This is a genomic window from Campylobacter sp. BCW_6466 (assembly GCF_001762835.1).
Classification (GTDB): Bacteria; Campylobacterota; Campylobacteria; order Campylobacterales; family Campylobacteraceae; genus Campylobacter_D; species Campylobacter_D jejuni.
This window is the reverse complement of record NZ_MJXO01000027.1, coordinates 1-19,289: the sequence shown is the minus strand read 5'-3', so window position 1 is coordinate 19,289 and position 19,289 is coordinate 1. Positions and strand designations below refer to the sequence as shown.

The window sequence follows — 19,289 nt, the reverse complement described above, 5'->3', positions numbered from 1 at the left end:
TTTTTAAAAAAAATTGGAGCAAAAATGACTTGTTTATATCCTGGGACTTTTGATCCTATTACCAACGGACATTTGGATGTTATCAAACGAGCTTTAAAAATTTTTGATGAAGTCATCGTTGCCATAGCAAAAAGTGAACATAAAAAACCTTGCTATGATTTAGAAAAACGCAAAGAACTAGCCCTGCTTGCAACACAAAATTTAAAAAATGTTAAAATCATTGCTTTTGATAATTTACTTGTAGATTTAGCCAAAGAATTAAAAGTTAATACTATAATCCGTGGACTTAGAGCGGTGAGTGATTTTGAATACGAATTGCAAATTGGCTATGCAAATCACGCACTTTGGGAAGATATGGAAACCATTTATCTTATGCCAAGTCTAAAACATGCTTTTATTTCAAGTTCTATTGTTCGCTCTATAGTAGCACATGGGGGTGATGTAAGTTCTCTTGTTCCAAAAGAAATTCTACCTTTTTTAAAGGATCAATCTTGTATGTAGTTTTTGAAGGTATTGACTGCGTAGGAAAAAGTACGCAAATTTCACTTTTAAAAGAAATTTATAAAGACGCCATTTTCACACTCGAACCTGGCGGAACAGAACTTGGAAAACATTTAAGAGAAATTTTACTTAATAAAACTCATCCTATTAGCAAAAGAGCTGAACTCTTGCTTTTTTTAGCTGATCGTGCTCAACATTTTGAAGAAATCTTAAAAACCAATCAAAACAAACTCATTATTAGCGATAGAAGTTTTATTTCAGGCATGGCTTATGCCAAAGATTTTGAAAACGATTTGCTTTTTGCTTTAAATAGTTTTGCTTTAGAAAATTTTTTTCCACAAAAAATTATCTTTTTAAAAGGAGATGTAAACCTTATCCAAGAACGTCTCAGTCAAAAAGAACTAGATAGCATAGAAAAACGTGGCATTGAGTATTTTTTAAGCATACAAGATAAACTCGAAAAAGTGCTTTATTTTTTAAAAGAAAAAATTTCTATAGAAATTTTAACACTTGACGCAAAGGAAAGTAAAGAAAAATTACACCAACAAATAAAGGAATTTTTACAATGATTAACGCTTTAAAAGGAATGAAAGATTTATTAGATAAAGATGCATATTATTATGAAAAAGTGATTAAAATCTGTGAAGAAGTAGCTAAAAACTATAGCTTTACTTTTATCAACACACCGCATTTAGAACTTTGCACCCTTTTTAAAAGAAGCGTAGGAGAAAGTTCTGATATAGTAGGCAAAGAAATGTATGAATTTATCGATAAAGGCGAAAATCATGTTTGCATGCGTCCTGAAGGAACTGCTGGGGTGGTGCGTGCCTATATAGAAAAAAAACTCGATAAAAACACTAGTGTGAAAAGATGGTTTTATCATGGTTCCATGTTCCGCTATGAAAGACCCCAAAAGGGACGCTTAAGAGAATTTCATCAATTTGGCGTTGAAAGTTTTGGAAACGCAAGCGTTTATGAAGATGCAAGTATTATTTTAATGTTAGTAGAAATTTTTTCACGCTTAGATATTAAATTTAGACTACTGATTAACTCTTTAGGTTGTTTAGAATGTATGCCAAAATATCGTGAAAATTTGATACATTTTTTAGATAGCAAAAAAGGTTTTTGCGAGGATTGTTTGCGTAGAAAAAACTTAAATCCCATTCGTGTTTTAGACTGTAAAAATGAGCATTGTCAAAGCTTACTTAATGATGTTCCGCTTTTAAATCAAAATTTATGCTCATCTTGCCAAAAAGACTTTGAAATTTTACAAAGCGTTTTAAAAGAAAACGGAGTGGATTTTGAAGTGGATTCTAAACTTGTTAGAGGGCTTGATTACTACTCTAAAACGGCTTTTGAATTCATTAGCGATGAAATTGGTGCAAAAGCTGCTATTGCTGGGGGCGGAAGATATGATAGACTTATTGAATACCTTGATGGAAAAAGTGGTTTTGGTGTAGGTTTTGCCATGGGTATAGAAAGAATTATAGCTATTTTAGAACAAAAAGAAGAAAAGGTTCAAAGAGAAGGAATTTATCTTTGTGCTATGGATGAAATTTATATCCAAAAACTTTTGCATATCGCTACAAATTTAAGAAAAGAACATAAAGTGCTTTTAAGCTATGAAGCAAGAAAACTAGCTAAACATCTTGAAAACGCGGATAAAAATAATGCTGAAATTTTTCTTTGTATGGGAGAAAATGAAGCACAAAATGAAAGTTTGTTTTATAAAAATTTAGCAAAAAAAGAAGAAAAAATGATTAAAATTTCAGACTTAAAGAAGGTTTTATAATGGATTATGGTATTGATATTTGGGGAAATGAAAATTTCATTATCAAAAATGGTAAAGTTTGTATCAATCATGAGAAAAAACCTGCTATTATTGATATAGTTAAAGAATTAAGAGATGATGGATACAAGGGACCTTTACTTTTAAGATTTCCTCATCTTATTCAAAAACAAATTGAAAATATTTACGGAAATTTCAATAAAGCAAGAAAAGAATTTGGCTATAAAGGAGGATTTAACGCTGTTTATCCTTTAAAGGTAAATCAATACCCTGGTTTTGTAAAAAATCTTGTAAAGCTTGGAAAAGACTATAACTACGGACTTGAAGCAGGTTCTAAAGCAGAGCTTTTACTCGCTATGGCTTATAATAATGAAGGTGCACCTATTACAGTAAATGGCTTTAAAGATAGAGAACTTATCAATATAGGCTTTATCGCAGCTGAAATGGGACATAATATCACTTTAACCATAGAAGGACTTAATGAACTTGAAGCTATCATAGACATAGCCAAAGAACGCTTTAAACCCAAACCAAATATAGGCTTACGTGTGCGTTTGCATTCTGCTGGAGTTGGAATTTGGGCAAAAAGCGGTGGGATTAATTCTAAATTTGGACTTACATCCACTGAACTCATAGAAGCAGTAAATTTACTCAAAGAAAACAAACTTTTAGAACAATTTACCATGATTCACTTTCATCTAGGCTCACAAATTACCGAAATTCATCCTTTAAAAAAAGCCTTAAACGAAGCAGGAAATATTTACACAGAACTTAGAAAAATGGGAGCTAAAAATCTAAAAGCTATCAATCTTGGTGGCGGTTTAGCTGTGGAATACTCACAATTTAAAAATGAAAAAAGTAGAAATTATACCTTAAGGGAATACGCTAACGATGTAGTTTTTATCCTAAAAAATATAGCTGAACAAAAAAAAGATTTAGAGCCTGATATTTTCATAGAAAGCGGACGTTTTGTAGCAGCCAATCATGCTGTTTTAATCGCTCCTGTATTAGAACTTTTTTCTCAAGAATACGCAGAAAACAAACTCATACTTAAAAAACAAAATCCAAAACTTATCGATGAGCTTTATGATCTTTATAAAAGCATAAAACCTTCCAATGCTTTAGAATACTTGCACGATAGCATAGATCATTTAGAGAGTATTCTAACTCTTTTTGATTTGGGCTATGTGGATTTACAAGATCGTTCCAATGCTGAAATTTTAACTCATTTGATTACGAAAAAAGCCATCTTGCTTTTAGGCGATAAACAAAATCCTGCGGATTTACTTGCCATACAAGATGAAGTGCAAGAAAGGTATTTGGTAAATTTTTCACTCTTTCAAAGCATACCCGATTTTTGGGGCTTAGAACAGAATTTCCCCATCATGCCCCTTGATCGCTTAGATGAAGAACCGACTCGAAGTGCAAGTATTTGGGATATAACCTGCGATAGCGATGGAGAAATTTCATATTCTAAAGATAAACCTTTATTTTTACACGATGTAGATGTAGAAAAAGAAAATTATTTTCTAGGGTTTTTTCTTGTAGGTGCCTATCAAGAAGTACTTGGAATGAAACACAATCTTTTTACTCATCCCACTGAAGCTATTATAAGTATCAATGAAAAAGGCTATGAAGTTGAGGGGATTATAGAAGCACAATCCATACTTGATGCCTTAGAAGATTTAGACTATGATATACACGCTATCATGGATATACTTAATGAACGCATAAGTAATTCTAAGCTTGTCAATGACAAGCAAAAAAAGCATATTTTAGGTGAACTTTATCTTTTCTTAAATGATAATGGTTATTTAAAAAGCATAGGAGTTTAGATGAATTTTTGGGGTATTATAAAAGAAGATTTTTCTCAACCAAAGGTGCAAGATCCAGCTTTTAATTCTTCTATAGAACTTTTTTTTAATTACCCTGGAGTATGGGCTGTAGTAAATTACCGCTTTGCACATTTTTTTTACATAAGAAATTTTAAACGCATTGCTAGAATGATTAGCGGAATTTCCCAATTTTTAACTGGAGTAGATTTACACCCTGGTGCAGAACTTGGAAGGCGTGTTTTTATAGATCATGCCAATGGAGTGGTTATAGGCCAAACAGCAATCATAGAAGATGATGTTTTGATTTATCAAGGCGTTACTTTAGGCGGAACAAGTCTTGAAAAAGGCACTAAACGTCATCCAACCATAAAAAAAGGAGTGATCATAGGTTCAGGCGCAAAAATACTTGGCAATATCACCATAGGAGAAAATGCCAAAATAGGCTCAAATGCTGTAGTGGTTAAAGATGTAGGTGCAAATTTAACTGCCGTTGGAATTCCTGCTTATATTATCGAAGAGCGTAAAAATAAAAACATTAGAGCCATAGATGCAAATTGCGATGATAAATTAGAAAAGCTAGAAAATAAAATTTTAGAACTTGAAAATCTTATATTAAAACGACCTGAATCACAAAAATAATAATTTTTATAATACATAAAATTATATGTATTATTATGCGTATTAATTTTTCCTAAAAATTAATACAAATTTTCACATTTATTGAATTTTATAACTCATTTTTAAATTAAATTTATTACAAAAATGCAATTTTCTGCTAAAATTAAACAAAAATTATTAAGGATTGAAAAATGCTTACAAAAAGATCTCAAGTTTTAGAAGAATCTATCACTTTAGCTATCACCGCACTTGCCAATGAACTTAAAGCTAAAGGCGAGGATATCATTAGTTTTTCAGCAGGCGAACCTGATTTTGACACACCGCAAACCATCAAAAATGCCGCTATAAGTGCTATTGAAAAAGGATGTGGAAAATACACTGCTGTTGCGGGAATTCCTGAAGTATTAAAAGCTATTCAAACCAAATTTAAAAAAGATAATAATCTTGATTACGAAACAAATGAAATCATCACCAATGTAGGTGCAAAACACTCTCTTTTTGAATGTATAGAATGTTTAGTAGAAAAAGATGATGAAGTCATTATCCCTAGTCCTTACTGGGTAAGCTATCCTGAAATGGTAAAATTTGCAGGTGGAAAACCTGTATTTATAGAAGGCTTGGAAGAAAATGGCTTTAAAATTACCACTGAACAACTAAAAAAAGCTATCACAGCTAAAACCAAGGTTTTGATGTTAAATTCTCCTTCAAATCCTGTGGGATCGATTTACTCTAAAGAAGAATTAACTCAAATTGCTAAAGTTTTAGAAGGAACGCAAATTACTGTTTTAAGTGATGAAATGTATGAAAAACTTCGCTATGATGGTTTTGATTTTGTAGCTTTTGCAAGTGTAAGCGAAGATGCTTTAAAACGCACTGTGAGTATTAACGGACTTAGCAAATGTGGAGCTATGCCAGGATGGCGTTTTGGCTATATGGCAAGCAAAAATAAAGCCCTAATTTCAGCCGTTAAAAGACTTCAAGGACAAAGCACTTCAAATATTTGTTCCATCACTCAACATGCAGCCATTCCTGCTTTAAATGGAGAATGTGATGAAGATATAGAAAAAATGCGTCAAGCTTTTGAAAAACGCCGTAACTTAGCCTTAGATATGCTTAAACAAATCCCAAATATCAGTGTTTATAAACCAGAAGGTGCTTTTTATCTTTTTGTAAATATACAAAAAATAGAAAAAGATTCTATGAAATTTTGCCAAAAATTACTTGAACAAGAAAAAGTTGCCGTTATTCCAGGTATAGGTTTTGGCACGGATGGATACTTTAGACTTTCTTATGCCACAAGCGATGAACTCATCGAAAAAGGTTTAGAAAGAATAGCAAATTTCATTGCTTCTTATTAAGCCCTAAAGCCTTAAAATTACTTTAAGGCTTTTTAAGCACAGCATTTACTCTTTGAATACTATCTGATTTATTTAAACTCAATCTTATTATAGAATTTTCTAATCCACCTAAAGAATGCGCTACATTTGCCTCTAGGTTTATCATATCTAAAGCATTTAATTCAAATTTTTCCTTTTCCACTTCAAACCAAATTTTACCGCTTAAAACTTGAATATGTATAGCAAAAGGAGCTTTATGCTCTTTCATCACACTATCTTTAGCTAATAAAATTTGAATTTCTTTACCTTTTTCATTGTCAATTAAAACATTGATTTTTACTTCTTTTGGGCTAAATTCCGCCCTATTCCATTGAATAATTTTCACAAAATCTCCTTTTTTAGTTTTATAAAACTATAGCAAAAACCAAAATATAGATTATAAACTTGTGTTAATTTATCCTTCTTTTCACCAAAAATCCTGTTTAAATTTAGCCCTTATTTCATAAGCCTCGCCCATTTTTGGTGTGATAAGGGGTAAATCTAAATTTTTATAAAGAAATTTTACTACTTCATTCCACGCGTGAGTTCCTGCTAAAAATCTCCCCCAATGTATAGGCATGACAGCTTTTGCATTAAGATCTTTTGCTTCTTTTAAAATTTGCTCAGGAAAAGAGTGCGAATATGGCCAAGCGATATTAAACTGTCCACTTTCAAGACAAGCTAAGTCAAAACCTCCAAAATACTCACCTATTTTTTTAAAATGTGTAAAATACCCTCCATCTGCACTAAAAAACACTCTCTTACCTACACTTAAAAATTCCATCACAAAAGAAGCCCAAAGGGTTTTGTTTTTACCATCTCCCCTACTTGAACTGTGTTGTGCAGGTGTTGCAATGATTTTTAAATCATCAAATTCTATTCCACTCCACCAATCAAGCTCTATGATTTTTTTCTCACTCACCCCATAGCTTTTTAGATAATTTCCCACTTTTAAAGGTGTAATAAAAAATTTAGCCTTATCTTTTAAAGCTTTTACACTCTTAGCATCTAAATGATCAAAATGCGAATGCGTGATAATCACAGCAAAAATTTCATTAAAATCATTTACATTATAAACAGGAGCATTTTTAAAAGCCTTATTGATAAAAGAAATAGGCGAAGCATGAGTGTTAAAAACAGGATCAATCAAAATTTTATATTCTTTAAAACTTATAAAAAGCGAAGAATGTCCAAGCCAAGTAATATGCGGGGTGCTAAAACCACTCAAATCAGGCTTGAAAAAAGGTAATTTAAAAGAAGGAATGGCATTTTTTGGATAAAGATAATAATACCTCAAAATTTCTTTAAAAGACACTTTAGGAGTTATAAGACTTTGCTCATTTTCATTAAGAAAAATTTCATATTTTTTACCCTGTATTTTTTTAGCTTTTAATCTTTCATTATTTGAAATATCAAAGGTTTTAAATGATAAATTCAAATTTTTCCTTTTATGTTTATCAAGATTATATCTAAAAAGTTTTTAGACTAATTTTATTTTATTGCTAAGTTTTTAGTTTGCTTACACTAAAATGACTTGGATGAAATCAAATTTTCTTTAGAAGATTTTACAAAAATTTCACCTACATTATTCAAACCATTTTAGCAAAAGAAATACAAGAAAATGAATTGTCTGATTTTAAACTAAAACTTCAAAAAGAATTGGTTAAAAAATCAATAAAAAATTAGGTAGCAAGCTTATATTTTACAGATTTTGTCATTTCCTAAAAATTTTTAAAAAATTTTCAAGCCTTTTAAAAAGGCTTGAATGAAGATTTTGAAAGATTACTCAACTTCAGCGTCGATTACATCGTCATCTTTTTTCTTTTTATCGTTCGCTGCATTTGGCTCATCTTTTTTATACATATTTTCAGCTAACTTATGAGAAACTTCACTTAAAGCTTTCATTTTGCTTTCAATCTCTTCTTTGCTTGCATTTTGATTTTTCAAGGTCTCGCGCAAATCATCAAGAGCCTTTTGGATATTTTCTTTATCAGCAGTGGCAACTTTTTCACCCAACTCACTTAAAGATTTTTCTACTTGATGAGCCAAGCTATCAGCTGCATTTCTAGCATCTACAGCTTCTTTGCGTTTTTTATCTTCTTCTTTGTGAAGTTCAGCATCTTTTACCATGTTGTTAATTTCTTCTTCGCTAAGTCCGCTTGAACCTGTGATTTTGATCTCTTGAGCCTTACCTGTTGCTTTATCTTTTGCACTAACAGTTAAAATACCATTTGCATCGATATCAAAAGTAACTTCGATTTGTGGCATACCGCGTGGTGCTGGTGGAATTCCTTCAAGATTAAAATTTCCTAAAGATTTATTATCACGACTAAATTCTCTTTCCCCTTGTAAAACATTGATAGTTACAGCACTTTGATTATCTTCAGCGGTTGAGAAAACTTGCTCTTTTTTAGTTGGAATAGTTGTACCTTTTTCGATAATCTTAGTCATTACCCCGCCTAGAGTTTCTATACCCAAAGAGAGCGGAGTAACATCAAGTAAAAGCACATCTTTTACATCACCTTTTATAACCGCACCTTGAATCGCCGCACCGATAGCCACAACTTCATCAGGATTTACAGACTTATTAAGATCTTTATTAAAGGCTTTTTTCACTTCTTCTTGCACTAAAGGAACACGAGTAGAACCCCCTACCATAACGATTTCTTTGATCTCATCTTTTTTAAGCCCTGCATCGCTTACTACTTCATTGATTTTAGTGATGGTTTCAGCCACTAAAGAATCAATCATACCTTCAAATTTAGCTCTAGTAAGTTTTTTAACCAAATGTTTTGGCCCACTTGCATCTGCTGTGATAAATGGTAAATTAATTTCAGTTTCATTAGCTGAGCTTAATTCTTTTTTAGCATTTTCTGCTGCTTCTTTCAAGCGTTGCAAAGCCATAACATCATTTTTAAGATCTATGCCTGTTTCATCTTTAAATTCATTAGCTAGAAAATCTATAAGTTTATTATCAAAATCATCACCACCTAAGAAAGCGTTACCACCTGTTGCTAAAACTTCTACTACATTATCGCCCGTTTCAAGCACAGTAACGTCAAAAGTTCCCCCACCTAGATCATAAACCACGATTTTTTCACTATCTTTTTTATCAAGTCCATAAGCTAGAGCTGCTGAAGTAGGTTCATTGATAATTCTTAATACATTAAGTCCTGCTATCGTTCCTGCTTCTTTTGTCGCTTTTCTTTGCGCATCGTTAAAATATGCAGGTACAGTAATAACCGCATCTACAACACTCTCGCCTAAGAAAGCCTCAGCATCTTCTTTTAGTTTCATTAAAACTTTTGCTGAAATTTCTTGCGGAGTATAAATTTTACCTGCGATCTCAATAGCACAAGCGCCATTTCTTTCAGTGATATGATAAGGAAGTCTGTTTTTAGCTTCTTTAGCCGCGTCTTCATTGATCATCAAACCCATAATTCTTTTAATAGAATAAATAGTTTTTTCAGGGTTAGTCACCGCTTGGCGTTTTGCACTATCTCCTACTAAAACCTCGCCTTTATCTGTAAAAGCTACCACAGAAGGAGTTGTATTTTTACCTTCTTTATTTGGGATTACTTTACTCTCGCCGCGTTCATACACAGCAACACAAGAATTGGTTGTTCCTAAATCTATACCTATAACTTTACTCATTTTTTATCCTTTTTATTGAAATTTATTTTGCTACACTAACTTTAGTTGGGCGGATTACGCGATCGGCTATTTTATAGCCTTTTTGAAGCACGGTAACCACTTCACCACTTTGATGATTTTCACTATCTACATGAAACATTGCCTCATGTAAATTTGGATCAAACTCTTTTTCTTCTTTAATAAGAGCCACTCCATGCTTTTCAAGTTTTTTAAGAAACAAATCTAAAGTGTTTTGCACTCCTTCTTTGATTTTTAAGCTAATTTCATCATGGCATTCGACATTGATAGCTGCTTCTAAAGCATCTAAAACATCAAGCAAATCCTTTGCAAAACTTTCATTTGCATAAGCCATAGCGCTTAGCTTTTCTTTTTCCATTCTTTTTTTAATATTTTCAAATTCAGCGTTTGCACGCATATATTTGTCTTTTAATTCATCATAGTCTTTTTGCAATTTGTTTTGCTCAACATCTTCGATATTTTGCAAATTCTCATCTTGCAAATGTTCAGAATTTTCTGCGTTTTCGTTTTCAAATTCTTGCTTTTGCTCGCTCACGCCGCCTCCTTTATGTATTGTAATATTTTTTTATAATCCGTATAAACACTACCTGCTAAGATAATATTTACATCTTCGCCCAAAAACTGCGCATCCACCTTAAGCCCCATAAAACCTTCTTTAAATAAAGGTTCAAATTCAAGACTTTCTTTAAAATAACGATGAACTCCACAATCTAAGAGCTTAACAAATTCATCATTTTGATAAATTTGATAAGCTCTTTCTTCATTACTTCTATAGCAAATCAAATTTTGTCTTAAGCTAGCTATTTTTTCTACAAGATCCATAAAATGAACTCTCAAAGCTATTTTTTCTATACTAAAAAGATCTAATCCTATAAGACTTTGTAAAAAATTCCATGCTTCTTTTTCATATTTTAAAACGAGCTCTTCTTCTTTAAAATCAAGCACTATAAACTTAGCATTTAGATCAAGCACTTCTTTAAGTACTAAGCTTCTACCACCATAAACAAGACAATAAATTTCAAATTCTTTGCTCAACTCTTTTAAAAAATTCTCACTTTTGATATTGATATCTTGATCTTGTTCTTTTTTCCAAAAACTTTGCCAGTAATTTTGCATTGTCAAAATAGTAGGAATTCTACCACTACTTATATGAAGCTGAGTGATCAAACCCTCGTCGCTAAGCCTTTTAAGATAAACGCGTATAGTTGAAGCAGGGATGCAAAGATTTAAATTCAATTCATTTGAACCAATAGGAACATTATCTAAAAGATAAGTTTGGATGATGGAATCTAAAATCAAATCCTTTTTATCTCGGCTTTTCATAGCTCTTTCCTTAAATTTTTAGCACTCTATTTTTTGATTGCTAGAAGTATTATACAACATTGAGTGTTATTTTGTCAAGTATAAATATAAAAAAATATACTTAATTTTATTTAGTCTATATGACTAAACTTTTATTAGTTACTTTTTTATAAGAATACAATATATCAAAATAAAAATAACAATACACTTTATAAGATAATTATAAAAACTAAGCCCAAATTTTAATCAAATCAGATATTTTTCCATAACTTGTAGAATTTGTATCAAAATAAGTTTGCTTCATTTCGTTGACAATTTCACCAAGATTGTCATAATTAAGTTTAGTTGCATCTTCAGGTTTTAAACCTAGCATTTTTGCACTTCTTTGTTTGAATAAATCCACAAAACCTTCATAGAAAATTTTAAATTTATCCGGATTAAAAACAAGTTTTTTACCCCCAGTTTCTTTATCTTTAACTTCATCAAAAATTTTATCAGATAATTGCATTTTAAGTAAAGATTTTTCATCTTCACTTAAATCATCATATTTTACACCTTTACCTAATTTATCCAAGATATCTTTAATTTCTATTGTATTGGTTTGATTAAATTTAGTTAAAGTTAACATACCTACGCTTTCAGTCCATCCAGAATTTGGAGCTTTGGTTTTTACTGCTTGCATGCCAGTTTCGCTAAAACTAAGCTCTCCATTAAAATCTCCATCTTGTCTTATCATTTTATCAAGCTCTAAACCTATAGTTCTACCAGCATAATCTGTATCTTTAGTATCATCTGGACGCATTTCTCTAAAATCTTTTTCAAAACCAAATAGAGTATCCACGCTACCATTTAATTGTGTATAAGATTGCACAAAAAGTCCTAAATTTGTTTCCTGTGCTACAAAACCACTTTTCGTATCTTCAAGCTCATAATCTTCTAAATATCCATCATTATTTCTATCGCTAGCCACATAAGCTCTAGTATATGCTATATCAGCATACCATCCAGCCACGAAATTTTCAGCTTTTCCACTTAATATATATGATCCATCAAGTCTTTTAGTCATATCTTCTTTGTCAAATTCAATCCCCATTTTATTGATGGCTGTTGAACTTAAAGCACTACGAACGAGTTTATTTGTAATAGGATCTCTAAAATATATAGTAGTCATACCTCTTTCAGCTTTTTTCACTTTATCACTTACCTTTTGATTGAAAACTTTTTCATCTTCTAATCTTTGAAGCATAGTTTGAGCTACATCTGTTTTTTGATCTTGAAATGAAGAGGAATTTTCGTCTTTTTCATTAAGAATCTTTGGTTTTAAATTCAACTTAAAAGATTTATATACACTAGCTTGCTGAGAAGATTTAGATATGGGTTGAAAATGATTAAGAAATTTTATAAAATCCATTTTGATGCCTTCAAATTTTCGACATCTTTTCAAAAATATTGCTAATATATTTTACGTAATTTTAACTTAGAAAATTTTAAATTTTTATCCTCTATTACCTTCCAAACCCCTAAAAACACCCTATTCTCTTAAAAACCCTAACCAGCAACAAACTCTTTTTTAAACACAATTCTAAGCATCATCTAAAACAACAATAAAAATAAACATAGGATTTATATATAAAGTAAGTAATGAAGATATTTAACAAGTCCGCAATGAGCTACTTTCCCCCTGCCAGTAAGGCGTAGTATCATCACCCACGATGTGCTTAGCTTCTTGGTTCGGGATGGAGCAAGGCGTTTCCACATCTGTATAATCACGGACATTGTTATTTAAATATTCTTTGAAAGATTGAATTTAAAAAATAAAGCTTAATCTTTCATTTCTTTACTTTTTTCTTTATTCTCTTTCTTCTTTTGTTTTTCTTTCTTCTTTACTTATCTTTTATCTTTGATAAGTTTTTATATAGAATACTTAAAAAACAATGTTAAGAGCAAGTTCTAATACAAACTCTACTTGAAAGATTTTATTAGCTTAAAAACATAATGTTTATATAAATATTTCATATAAAACATTCAAAGCTTTATAAAAACCTTAACAAGGAAGTGATGCTTTATTAAAGATAAGCCAAACGCTCTATTAGTACTGGTCAGCTAAAGGACTTTCATCCATTACACACCCAGCCTATCAAACTAGTAGTCTTCTAGAGAGCTTAGAGAAGATTCATCTTAGAGTTGGCTTCACGCTTAGATGCTTTCAGCGTTTATCCTTTCCAAACTTAGCTACGCTGCGATGCTCTTGGCAGAACAACAGCTACACCAGTGGTTTGTTCAACCCGGTCCTCTCGTACTAGGGTCAAATCTCTTCAATCTTCTTACGCCCACGGCAGATAGGGACCGAACTGTCTCACGACGTTCTGAACCCAGCTCGCGTACCGCTTTAAATGGCGAACAGCCATACCCTTGGGACCTGCTCCAGCCCCAGGATGCGATGAGCCGACATCGAGGTGCCAAACCTCCCCGTCGATGTGAGCTCTTGGGGGAGATCAGCCTGTTATCCCCGGGGTACCTTTTATCCTTTGAGCGATGGCCCTTCCACACAGAACCACCGGATCACTAAGACCGACTTTCGTCTCTGCTTGACTTGTATGTCTTGCAGTTAAGCTGGCTTATACCTTTATACTCTACGAACGATTTCCAACCGTTCTGAGCCAACCTTTGTAAGCCTCCGTTATTATTTGGGAGGCGACCGCCCCAGTCAAACTACCCACCAGACATTGTCCCACTTGAGGATAACTCAAGCTGGTTAGCTACCCAAATAAGAAAGAGTGGTATCTCAACAATGGCTCATATACAACTGGCGTCATATACTCAAAGCCTCCCACCTATCCTGCACATTCTTATCCAAGTAGCAGTGTCAAGCTGTAGTAAAGGTCCACGGGGTCTTTCCGTCTTGCCGCGGGTAGGAGGAATTTTCACCTCCACTACAATTTCACTGGATCCCTCTTTGAGACAGCTCCCATCTCGTTACGCCATTCATGCAGGTCGGTATTTAACCGACAAGGAATTTCGCTACCTTAGGACCGTTATAGTTACGGCCGCCGTTTACTCGGGCTTCGATCAAGAGCTTCGCTAATGCTAACCCCATCAATTAACCTTCGAGCACCGGGCAGGCGTCACACCCTATACATCCTCTTACGAGTTAGCAGAGTGCTGTGTTTTTGGTAAACAGTCGGGAGGGACTCTTTGTTGTAAGTTTCCTTGCTTTCGGAGTAAATCCTAATACAAAGCTAACCACACCTTATACCGAAGATACGGTGCTATTTTGCAGAGTTCCTTAAAGAGAGTTCTTCCACGCGCCTTAGAATACTCATCCCACCCACCTGTGTCGGTTTACGGTACGGGCAACATTAGCTAAACTTAGAAACTTTTCTTGGCTCGACGGCATCAGGGGTTCTTCTATCCATCCGAAGACTTCAAAAAGCCTTTCAGTTCTCGGAGTGTTCTTATACGGATTTGCCTGTATAAGCTCCTACAACCTTAGACTAGCACTTCCATCCGCTAGCCCCCTTAGCCCTAAGCGTCCTTCCATCGCACACTAATGTTGGTATTGGAATATTAACCAATTTGCCATCGTCTACCCCTTTCGGACTCGACTTAGGACCCGACTAACCCTACGATGACGAGCATCGCGTAGGAAACCTTGGGTTTACGGCGTTAATGATTCTCACATTAATTATCGCTACTCATGCCTGCATGCTCACTTCTATTCGCTCCAGCACTCCTTACCGGTATACCTTCGACGCAAATAGAACGCTCTCCTACCACTTGCACACAACTTAAACTACTTAACTTTAGCCTAAGAATATTTTTATTGATTTTACTAAGTTTTATTTCTATCTTTACTCTATAAAAATCAGTAAAAATATAACTTAAAACATATAACTTAGTTTTTTATATTCTCAACTTAAATAATCTAAGTTGTGTGCAAGTCTACAGCTTCGGTACTTACTTTAGCCCCGTTATATTTTCCGCGCAAAATCACTAGACCAGTGAGCTATTACGCTTTCTTTAAAGGATGGCTGCTTCTAAGCCAACCTCCTGGTTGTTTAAGTAACTTCACATCGTTTTCCACTTAAGTAAGATTTAGGGACCTTAGCTGGTAGTCTGGGTTGTTTCCCTCTTGACGACGGATTTTATCACTCGCCGCCTGACTGCTGTGATTACATATAAGGTATTCGGAGTTTGATAGGGTTTGGTACATTGGTGTATGCCCTAGCCCATTCAGTGCTCTACCCCCTTATATTACGACACAACGCTATACCTAAATATATTTCGGAGAGAACCAGCTATCACGAAGTTTGATTGGCCTTTCACCCCTATCCACAAGTCATCCCGGGGCTTTTCAACGCCTATGGGTTCAGTCCTCCACTAGTTCTTACACTAGCTTCAACTTGCTCATGGATAGATCACTTCGTTTCGGGTCTGCAGCATCTGACTAAGCGCCCTATTCAGACTCGCTTTCGCTACGGCTTCGCGTTTGCTTAACCTTGCCAGACACCACAACTCGCAGGCTCATTATGCAAAAGGCAGTCCATCACACTGTATTGCTACATAGTGCTCTGAATGATTGTAAGCAAATGGTTTCAGGTTCTATTTCACTCTGATCACCTCAGTTCTTTTCACCTTTCCCTCACGGTACTTGTGCACTATCGATCTGGTATTAGTATTTAGGGTTGGATCGTGGTCGACCCAGATTCAGACAGGATTCCTCGTGTCCCGCCCTACTCAGGATACTGCTAGCTAAGCTTTGTTTTTCGCATACGGGACTATCACCCTCTATGGCTATACTTTCCAGAATGTTCTGCTAAACTCAGCTCTTGCACATTGCAGTCCTACAACCCCCAGTGCAAGCACTGGGTTTGCCCTCTTGCGCTTTCGCTCGCCGCTACTGACGCAATCTCTATTGATTTCTTTTCCTGAGGGTACTAAGATGTTTCAATTCCCCTCGTTCGCTCCTATATAGGTAATGTATATCTCTATACATTGGGTTGCCCCATTCGGAAATCTACGGATCAAAGCTTCTTGACAGCTCCCCGTAGCTTATCGCAGTCTAGTACGTCCTTCATCGCCTTTACCAGTCAAGGCATCCACCATTCGCTCTTAGTAGCTTACCTTTTGATGTTCTTTTAGCAGATGAGCAAAGCTCATCTTAAAGAACCAAAGCTAAAGGCCTACCCCGCCAACCTAAAAGATATTAGGCTTAAAACGAAATAAACTAAACATTCATTAAAAAATTAATGTAGATAAAGCTTCAATTCTTAATCACTAAAAAAACAATTTGCATAAAAGTTAGATATAACCTAACTTCTACCTTTTTTATTGATTCTAAAACGCATCACTTCCTTGTTAAAGTTTTTATGATAAGACTTCTTTATCTTAAGACGGAAAGCATTCAAACCTTAATATAGAAACTAAATGATTTAGTCTTAACTAAGCTGTGAGTTTGAAACTTGTCTTTAATTTATAAATCTTAAATCTAATATTCTCTTTATTTTAAAGATAAAGATAATTAAAAGATATAAGTTAAACCAAAGAAAAGATAAATAGGTTTTATCCTTTAACAAGTCCTGTAAAATTGTTTTTATTAAAACTTGCTTGTGACTCTTAACAATGATAATTAAAAAGAACATTTAGGTTTAAAACCTAAAGGAAGTATATATATTAATATAATCATTATAAATATAAATACATAATGTATATGCTATTTATATCTATTAAAGTATATTCTTTTATAGTTAAAGATAAAAAAATAAATCTAAGTATAGAGTTTATATTTTATATTTAATCTACTTTATATACTTGCTTTAGATTTTAAAGCTTTTTTATTCAAATCTTTTTTATGGTGGGCCTAACAAGACTTGAACTTGTGACCTCACCCTTATCAGGGGTGCACTCTAACCAGCTGAGCTATAGGCCCTTAATAAATGGTGGAGAATAGCGGGATCGAACCGCTGACCTCCTGCGTGCAAAGCAGGCGCTCTCCCAGCTGAGCTAATTCCCCATAAACAATTAGCTTTATCATCAATCTTTGAAATCTAAACAAGAATCAATTGAGTTTATATATTGAAGTAATAGTGGTGAGACTTATTACTTTGTACTCTAGAAAGGAGGTGATCCAACCGCAGGTTCTCCTACGGTTACCTTGTTACGACTTCACCCCAGTCGCTGATTCCACTGTGGACGGTAACTAGTTTAGTATTCCGGCTTCGAGTGAAATCAACTCCCATGGTGTGACGGGCGGTGAGTACAAGACCCGGGAACGTATTCACCGTAGCATGGCTGATCTACGATTACTAGCGATTCCGGCTTCATGCTCTCGAGTTGCAGAGAACAATCCGAACTGGGACATATTTTATAGATTTGCTCCACCTCGCGGTATTGCGTCTCATTGTATATGCCATTGTAGCACGTGTGTCGCCCTGGGCATAAGGGCCATGATGACTTGACGTCGTCCACACCTTCCTCCTCCTTACGAAGGCAGTCTATTTAGAGTGCTCGGCCGAACCGTTAGCAACTAAATACGTGGGTTGCGCTCGTTGCGGGACTTAACCCAACATCTCACGACACGAGCTGACGACAGCCGTGCAGCACCTGTCTCTAAGTTCTAGCAAGCTAGCACCCTCATATCTCTATAAGGTTCTTAGGATATCAAGCCCAGGTAAGGTTCTTCGCGTATCTTCGAATTAAACCACATGCTCCACCGCTTGTGCGGGTCCCCGTCTATTCCTTTGAGTTTTAATCTTGCGACCGTACTCCCCAGGCGGTACACTTAATGCGTTAGCTGCATTACTGAGATGACTAGCATCCCAACAACTAGTGTACATCGTTTAGGGCGTGGACTACCAGGGTATCTAATCCTGTTTGCTCCCCACGCTTTCGCGCCTTAGCGTCAGTTGAGTTCCAGCAGATCGCCTTCGCAATGGGTATTCTTGGTGATATCTACGGATTTTACCCCTACACCACCAATTCCATCTGCCTCTCCCTCACTCTAGACTATCAGTTTCCCAAGCAGTTTAATGGTTAAGCCATTAGATTTCACAAGAGACTTGATAATCCGCCTACGCGCCCTTTACGCCCAGTGATTCCGAGTAACGCTTGCACCCTCCGTATTACCGCGGCTGCTGGCACGGAGTTAGCCGGTGCTTATTCCTTAGGTACCGTCAGAATTCTTCCCTAAGAAAAGGAGTTTACGCTCCGAAAAGTGTCATCCTCCACGCGGCGTTGCTGCGTCAGGGTTTCCCCCATTGCGCAATATTCCCTACTGCTGCCTCCCGTAGGAGTCTGGACCGTGTCTCAGTTCCAGTGTGACTGATCATCCTCTCAGACCAGTTAAGCGTCATAGCCTTGGTAAGCCATTACCTTACCAACTAGCTGATACTATATAGTCTCATCCTACACCGAAAAACTTTCCCTACTCAACTTGTGTTAAGCAGGAGTATAGAGTATTAGCAGTCGTTTCCAACTGTTGTCCTCTTGTGTAGGGCAGATTAACTATACCTTACTCACCCGTGCGCCACTAATCCACTTCTAGCAAGCTAAAAGCTTCATCGTTCGACTTGCATGTATTAGGCACGCCGCCAGCGTTCACTCTGAGCCAGGATCAAACTCTCCATAATAAACCTTCTTTAGCATCAAGGCAAAGCCTTGACTAAGAAGCAAGCTAAAGGCCTACCCCGCCAACCTAATATAGATAAACTACTTAGATTACATTAAAGAGATAAACCTTATTACTTTTATAGATAGTTTAATCTTTTTCTTCAAAGAAAAAGCTATAAAAGATTAAAAGAAAAGCTTTTAATCTTTTTAAATTAGATTGAATAGATTTTACATAATTACTTATGCCTAAATCTTTCTGGCTCAATCGATCACTTATTTAGATTTCAAAGATTGACTAATAAGATTTGAATAACAATACTAAGTTAAAAGAACAAAACAAAAAATCATTTTTAAATGAAAAGTTTTTAAATTAAAAAACAAGATTTATAAAAAAGCTTTTAGTTTTAAATTAAAAAATTAAGAAAGTTAAAAACTTAAATAATTTAAAAACTTAAAAAATCTAAAATAAAGTTAATTTATAAAATCTACTCAGTTAGTGAAACTTTATAATTTAAAAGATTTTAAGTCCTTTTTTCAAAAAAAGGAAATGAAAGTATAACCAATTAAACTTAAAAGGGGATTAAATAA

General features: G+C 34.5%; 12 protein-coding genes, 2 tRNA genes and 3 rRNA genes. 6 read left to right on the top strand and 11 right to left on the bottom strand.

Going from position 1 to position 19,289, the window contains the following annotated elements; translation table 11 throughout:
* Positions 1 to 24 precede the first annotated feature (24 nt).
* The 6 genes from coaD to AJ887_RS02295 all read left to right on the top strand — a co-directional run bounded on the left by coaD (position 25) and on the right by AJ887_RS02295 (position 6,101).
* A complete protein-coding gene (coaD, locus tag AJ887_RS02320) occupies positions 25 to 501 on the top strand; it encodes a pantetheine-phosphate adenylyltransferase (protein ID WP_002852633.1) in 477 nt (158 codons plus the stop codon).
* Positions 492 to 1,070, top strand: coding sequence for a dTMP kinase (tmk, locus tag AJ887_RS02315; protein WP_070233308.1), 579 nt, complete (start codon positions 492 to 494; stop codon positions 1,068 to 1,070). Before coaD ends, tmk begins: the two co-directional genes overlap by 10 nt.
* The gene (gene hisS, locus AJ887_RS02310; protein ID WP_070233307.1) at positions 1,067 to 2,293 is read left to right on the top strand and encodes a histidine--tRNA ligase; all 1,227 of its coding nucleotides are present in this window, start codon (positions 1,067 to 1,069) and stop codon (positions 2,291 to 2,293) included. Before tmk ends, hisS begins: the two co-directional genes overlap by 4 nt.
* Entirely contained in the window at positions 2,290 to 4,125 is a 1,836-nt protein-coding gene (gene speA / locus AJ887_RS02305) for a biosynthetic arginine decarboxylase (protein ID WP_032595244.1), read from the top strand. The genes hisS and speA overlap by 4 nt, the downstream gene beginning before the upstream one ends.
* A complete protein-coding gene (cysE, locus tag AJ887_RS02300) occupies positions 4,126 to 4,764 on the top strand; it encodes a serine O-acetyltransferase (protein WP_070233306.1) in 639 nt (212 codons plus the stop codon).
* 170 nt (positions 4,765 to 4,934) lie between these two features.
* Complete coding sequence (locus AJ887_RS02295) at positions 4,935 to 6,101, top strand: pyridoxal phosphate-dependent aminotransferase (RefSeq protein WP_070284761.1); 1,167 nt, start codon at positions 4,935 to 4,937, stop codon at positions 6,099 to 6,101.
* A 22-nt stretch (positions 6,102 to 6,123) separates the two neighbouring features.
* Here the strand turns inward: AJ887_RS02295 and AJ887_RS02290 are convergent, their stop codons facing one another.
* From AJ887_RS02290 to AJ887_RS02240, 11 genes are all read right to left on the bottom strand, one after another.
* A complete protein-coding gene (locus AJ887_RS02290) occupies positions 6,124 to 6,465 on the bottom strand; it encodes a cupin domain-containing protein (protein WP_070284759.1) in 342 nt (113 codons plus the stop codon).
* Between the two features lie 81 nt (positions 6,466 to 6,546).
* On the bottom strand, positions 6,547 to 7,557 hold the full coding sequence (locus tag AJ887_RS02285) for an MBL fold metallo-hydrolase (RefSeq protein WP_070284757.1): 1,011 nt from the start codon (positions 7,555 to 7,557) through the stop codon (positions 6,547 to 6,549).
* A 344-nt stretch (positions 7,558 to 7,901) separates the two neighbouring features.
* Positions 7,902 to 9,773: a molecular chaperone DnaK gene (dnaK, locus tag AJ887_RS02280; RefSeq protein ID WP_002871433.1), complete on the bottom strand. Its 1,872-nt coding sequence runs from the start codon at positions 9,771 to 9,773 to the stop codon at positions 7,902 to 7,904.
* Positions 9,774 to 9,795: 22 nt separating this feature from the next.
* Positions 9,796 to 10,326 (bottom strand): nucleotide exchange factor GrpE, encoded by a 531-nt coding sequence (gene grpE / locus AJ887_RS02275; RefSeq protein ID WP_002790452.1) that lies wholly within the window; start codon positions 10,324 to 10,326, stop codon positions 9,796 to 9,798.
* A complete protein-coding gene (locus tag AJ887_RS02270; RefSeq protein WP_002856966.1) occupies positions 10,323 to 11,114 on the bottom strand; it encodes an HrcA family transcriptional regulator in 792 nt (263 codons plus the stop codon). Before AJ887_RS02270 ends, grpE begins: the two co-directional genes overlap by 4 nt.
* Positions 11,115 to 11,322: 208 nt before the next feature.
* Complete coding sequence (locus AJ887_RS02265) at positions 11,323 to 12,504, bottom strand: hypothetical protein (RefSeq protein WP_070240439.1); 1,182 nt, start codon at positions 12,502 to 12,504, stop codon at positions 11,323 to 11,325.
* A 246-nt stretch (positions 12,505 to 12,750) separates the two neighbouring features.
* Positions 12,751 to 12,867: ribosomal RNA gene (gene rrf, locus AJ887_RS02260) — 5S ribosomal RNA — on the bottom strand.
* Positions 12,868 to 13,161: 294 nt separating this feature from the next.
* Positions 13,162 to 16,219 (bottom strand): 23S ribosomal RNA (locus tag AJ887_RS02255).
* Between the two features lie 726 nt (positions 16,220 to 16,945).
* A tRNA-Ile gene (locus AJ887_RS02250) sits at positions 16,946 to 17,022 on the bottom strand.
* Between the two features lie 8 nt (positions 17,023 to 17,030).
* A tRNA-Ala gene (locus AJ887_RS02245) sits at positions 17,031 to 17,106 on the bottom strand.
* Between the two features lie 102 nt (positions 17,107 to 17,208).
* A 16S ribosomal RNA gene (locus tag AJ887_RS02240) occupies positions 17,209 to 18,721 on the bottom strand.
* Together the 16S, 23S and 5S rRNA genes with 2 tRNA genes alongside form the textbook arrangement of a ribosomal RNA operon.
* Positions 18,722 to 19,289: the final 568 nt, after the last annotated feature.

What these genes read in the sequence shown, in the direction of transcription:
- coaD (WP_002852633.1), top strand. Translation starts at nt 25, where the DNA reads ATGACTTGTTTATATCCTGGGACTTTTGATCCTATTACCAACGGACAT.
- hisS (WP_070233307.1), top strand. Translation starts at nt 1,067, where the DNA reads ATGATTAACGCTTTAAAAGGAATGAAAGATTTATTAGATAAAGATGCA.
- cysE (WP_070233306.1), top strand. Translation starts at nt 4,126, where the DNA reads ATGAATTTTTGGGGTATTATAAAAGAAGATTTTTCTCAACCAAAGGTG.
- AJ887_RS02295 (WP_070284761.1), top strand. Translation starts at nt 4,935, where the DNA reads ATGCTTACAAAAAGATCTCAAGTTTTAGAAGAATCTATCACTTTAGCT.
- dnaK (WP_002871433.1), bottom strand. Translation starts at nt 9,773, where the DNA reads ATGAGTAAAGTTATAGGTATAGATTTAGGAACAACCAATTCTTGTGTT.
- AJ887_RS02270 (WP_002856966.1), bottom strand. Translation starts at nt 11,114, where the DNA reads ATGAAAAGCCGAGATAAAAAGGATTTGATTTTAGATTCCATCATCCAA.
- AJ887_RS02265 (WP_070240439.1), bottom strand. Translation starts at nt 12,504, where the DNA reads ATGGATTTTATAAAATTTCTTAATCATTTTCAACCCATATCTAAATCT.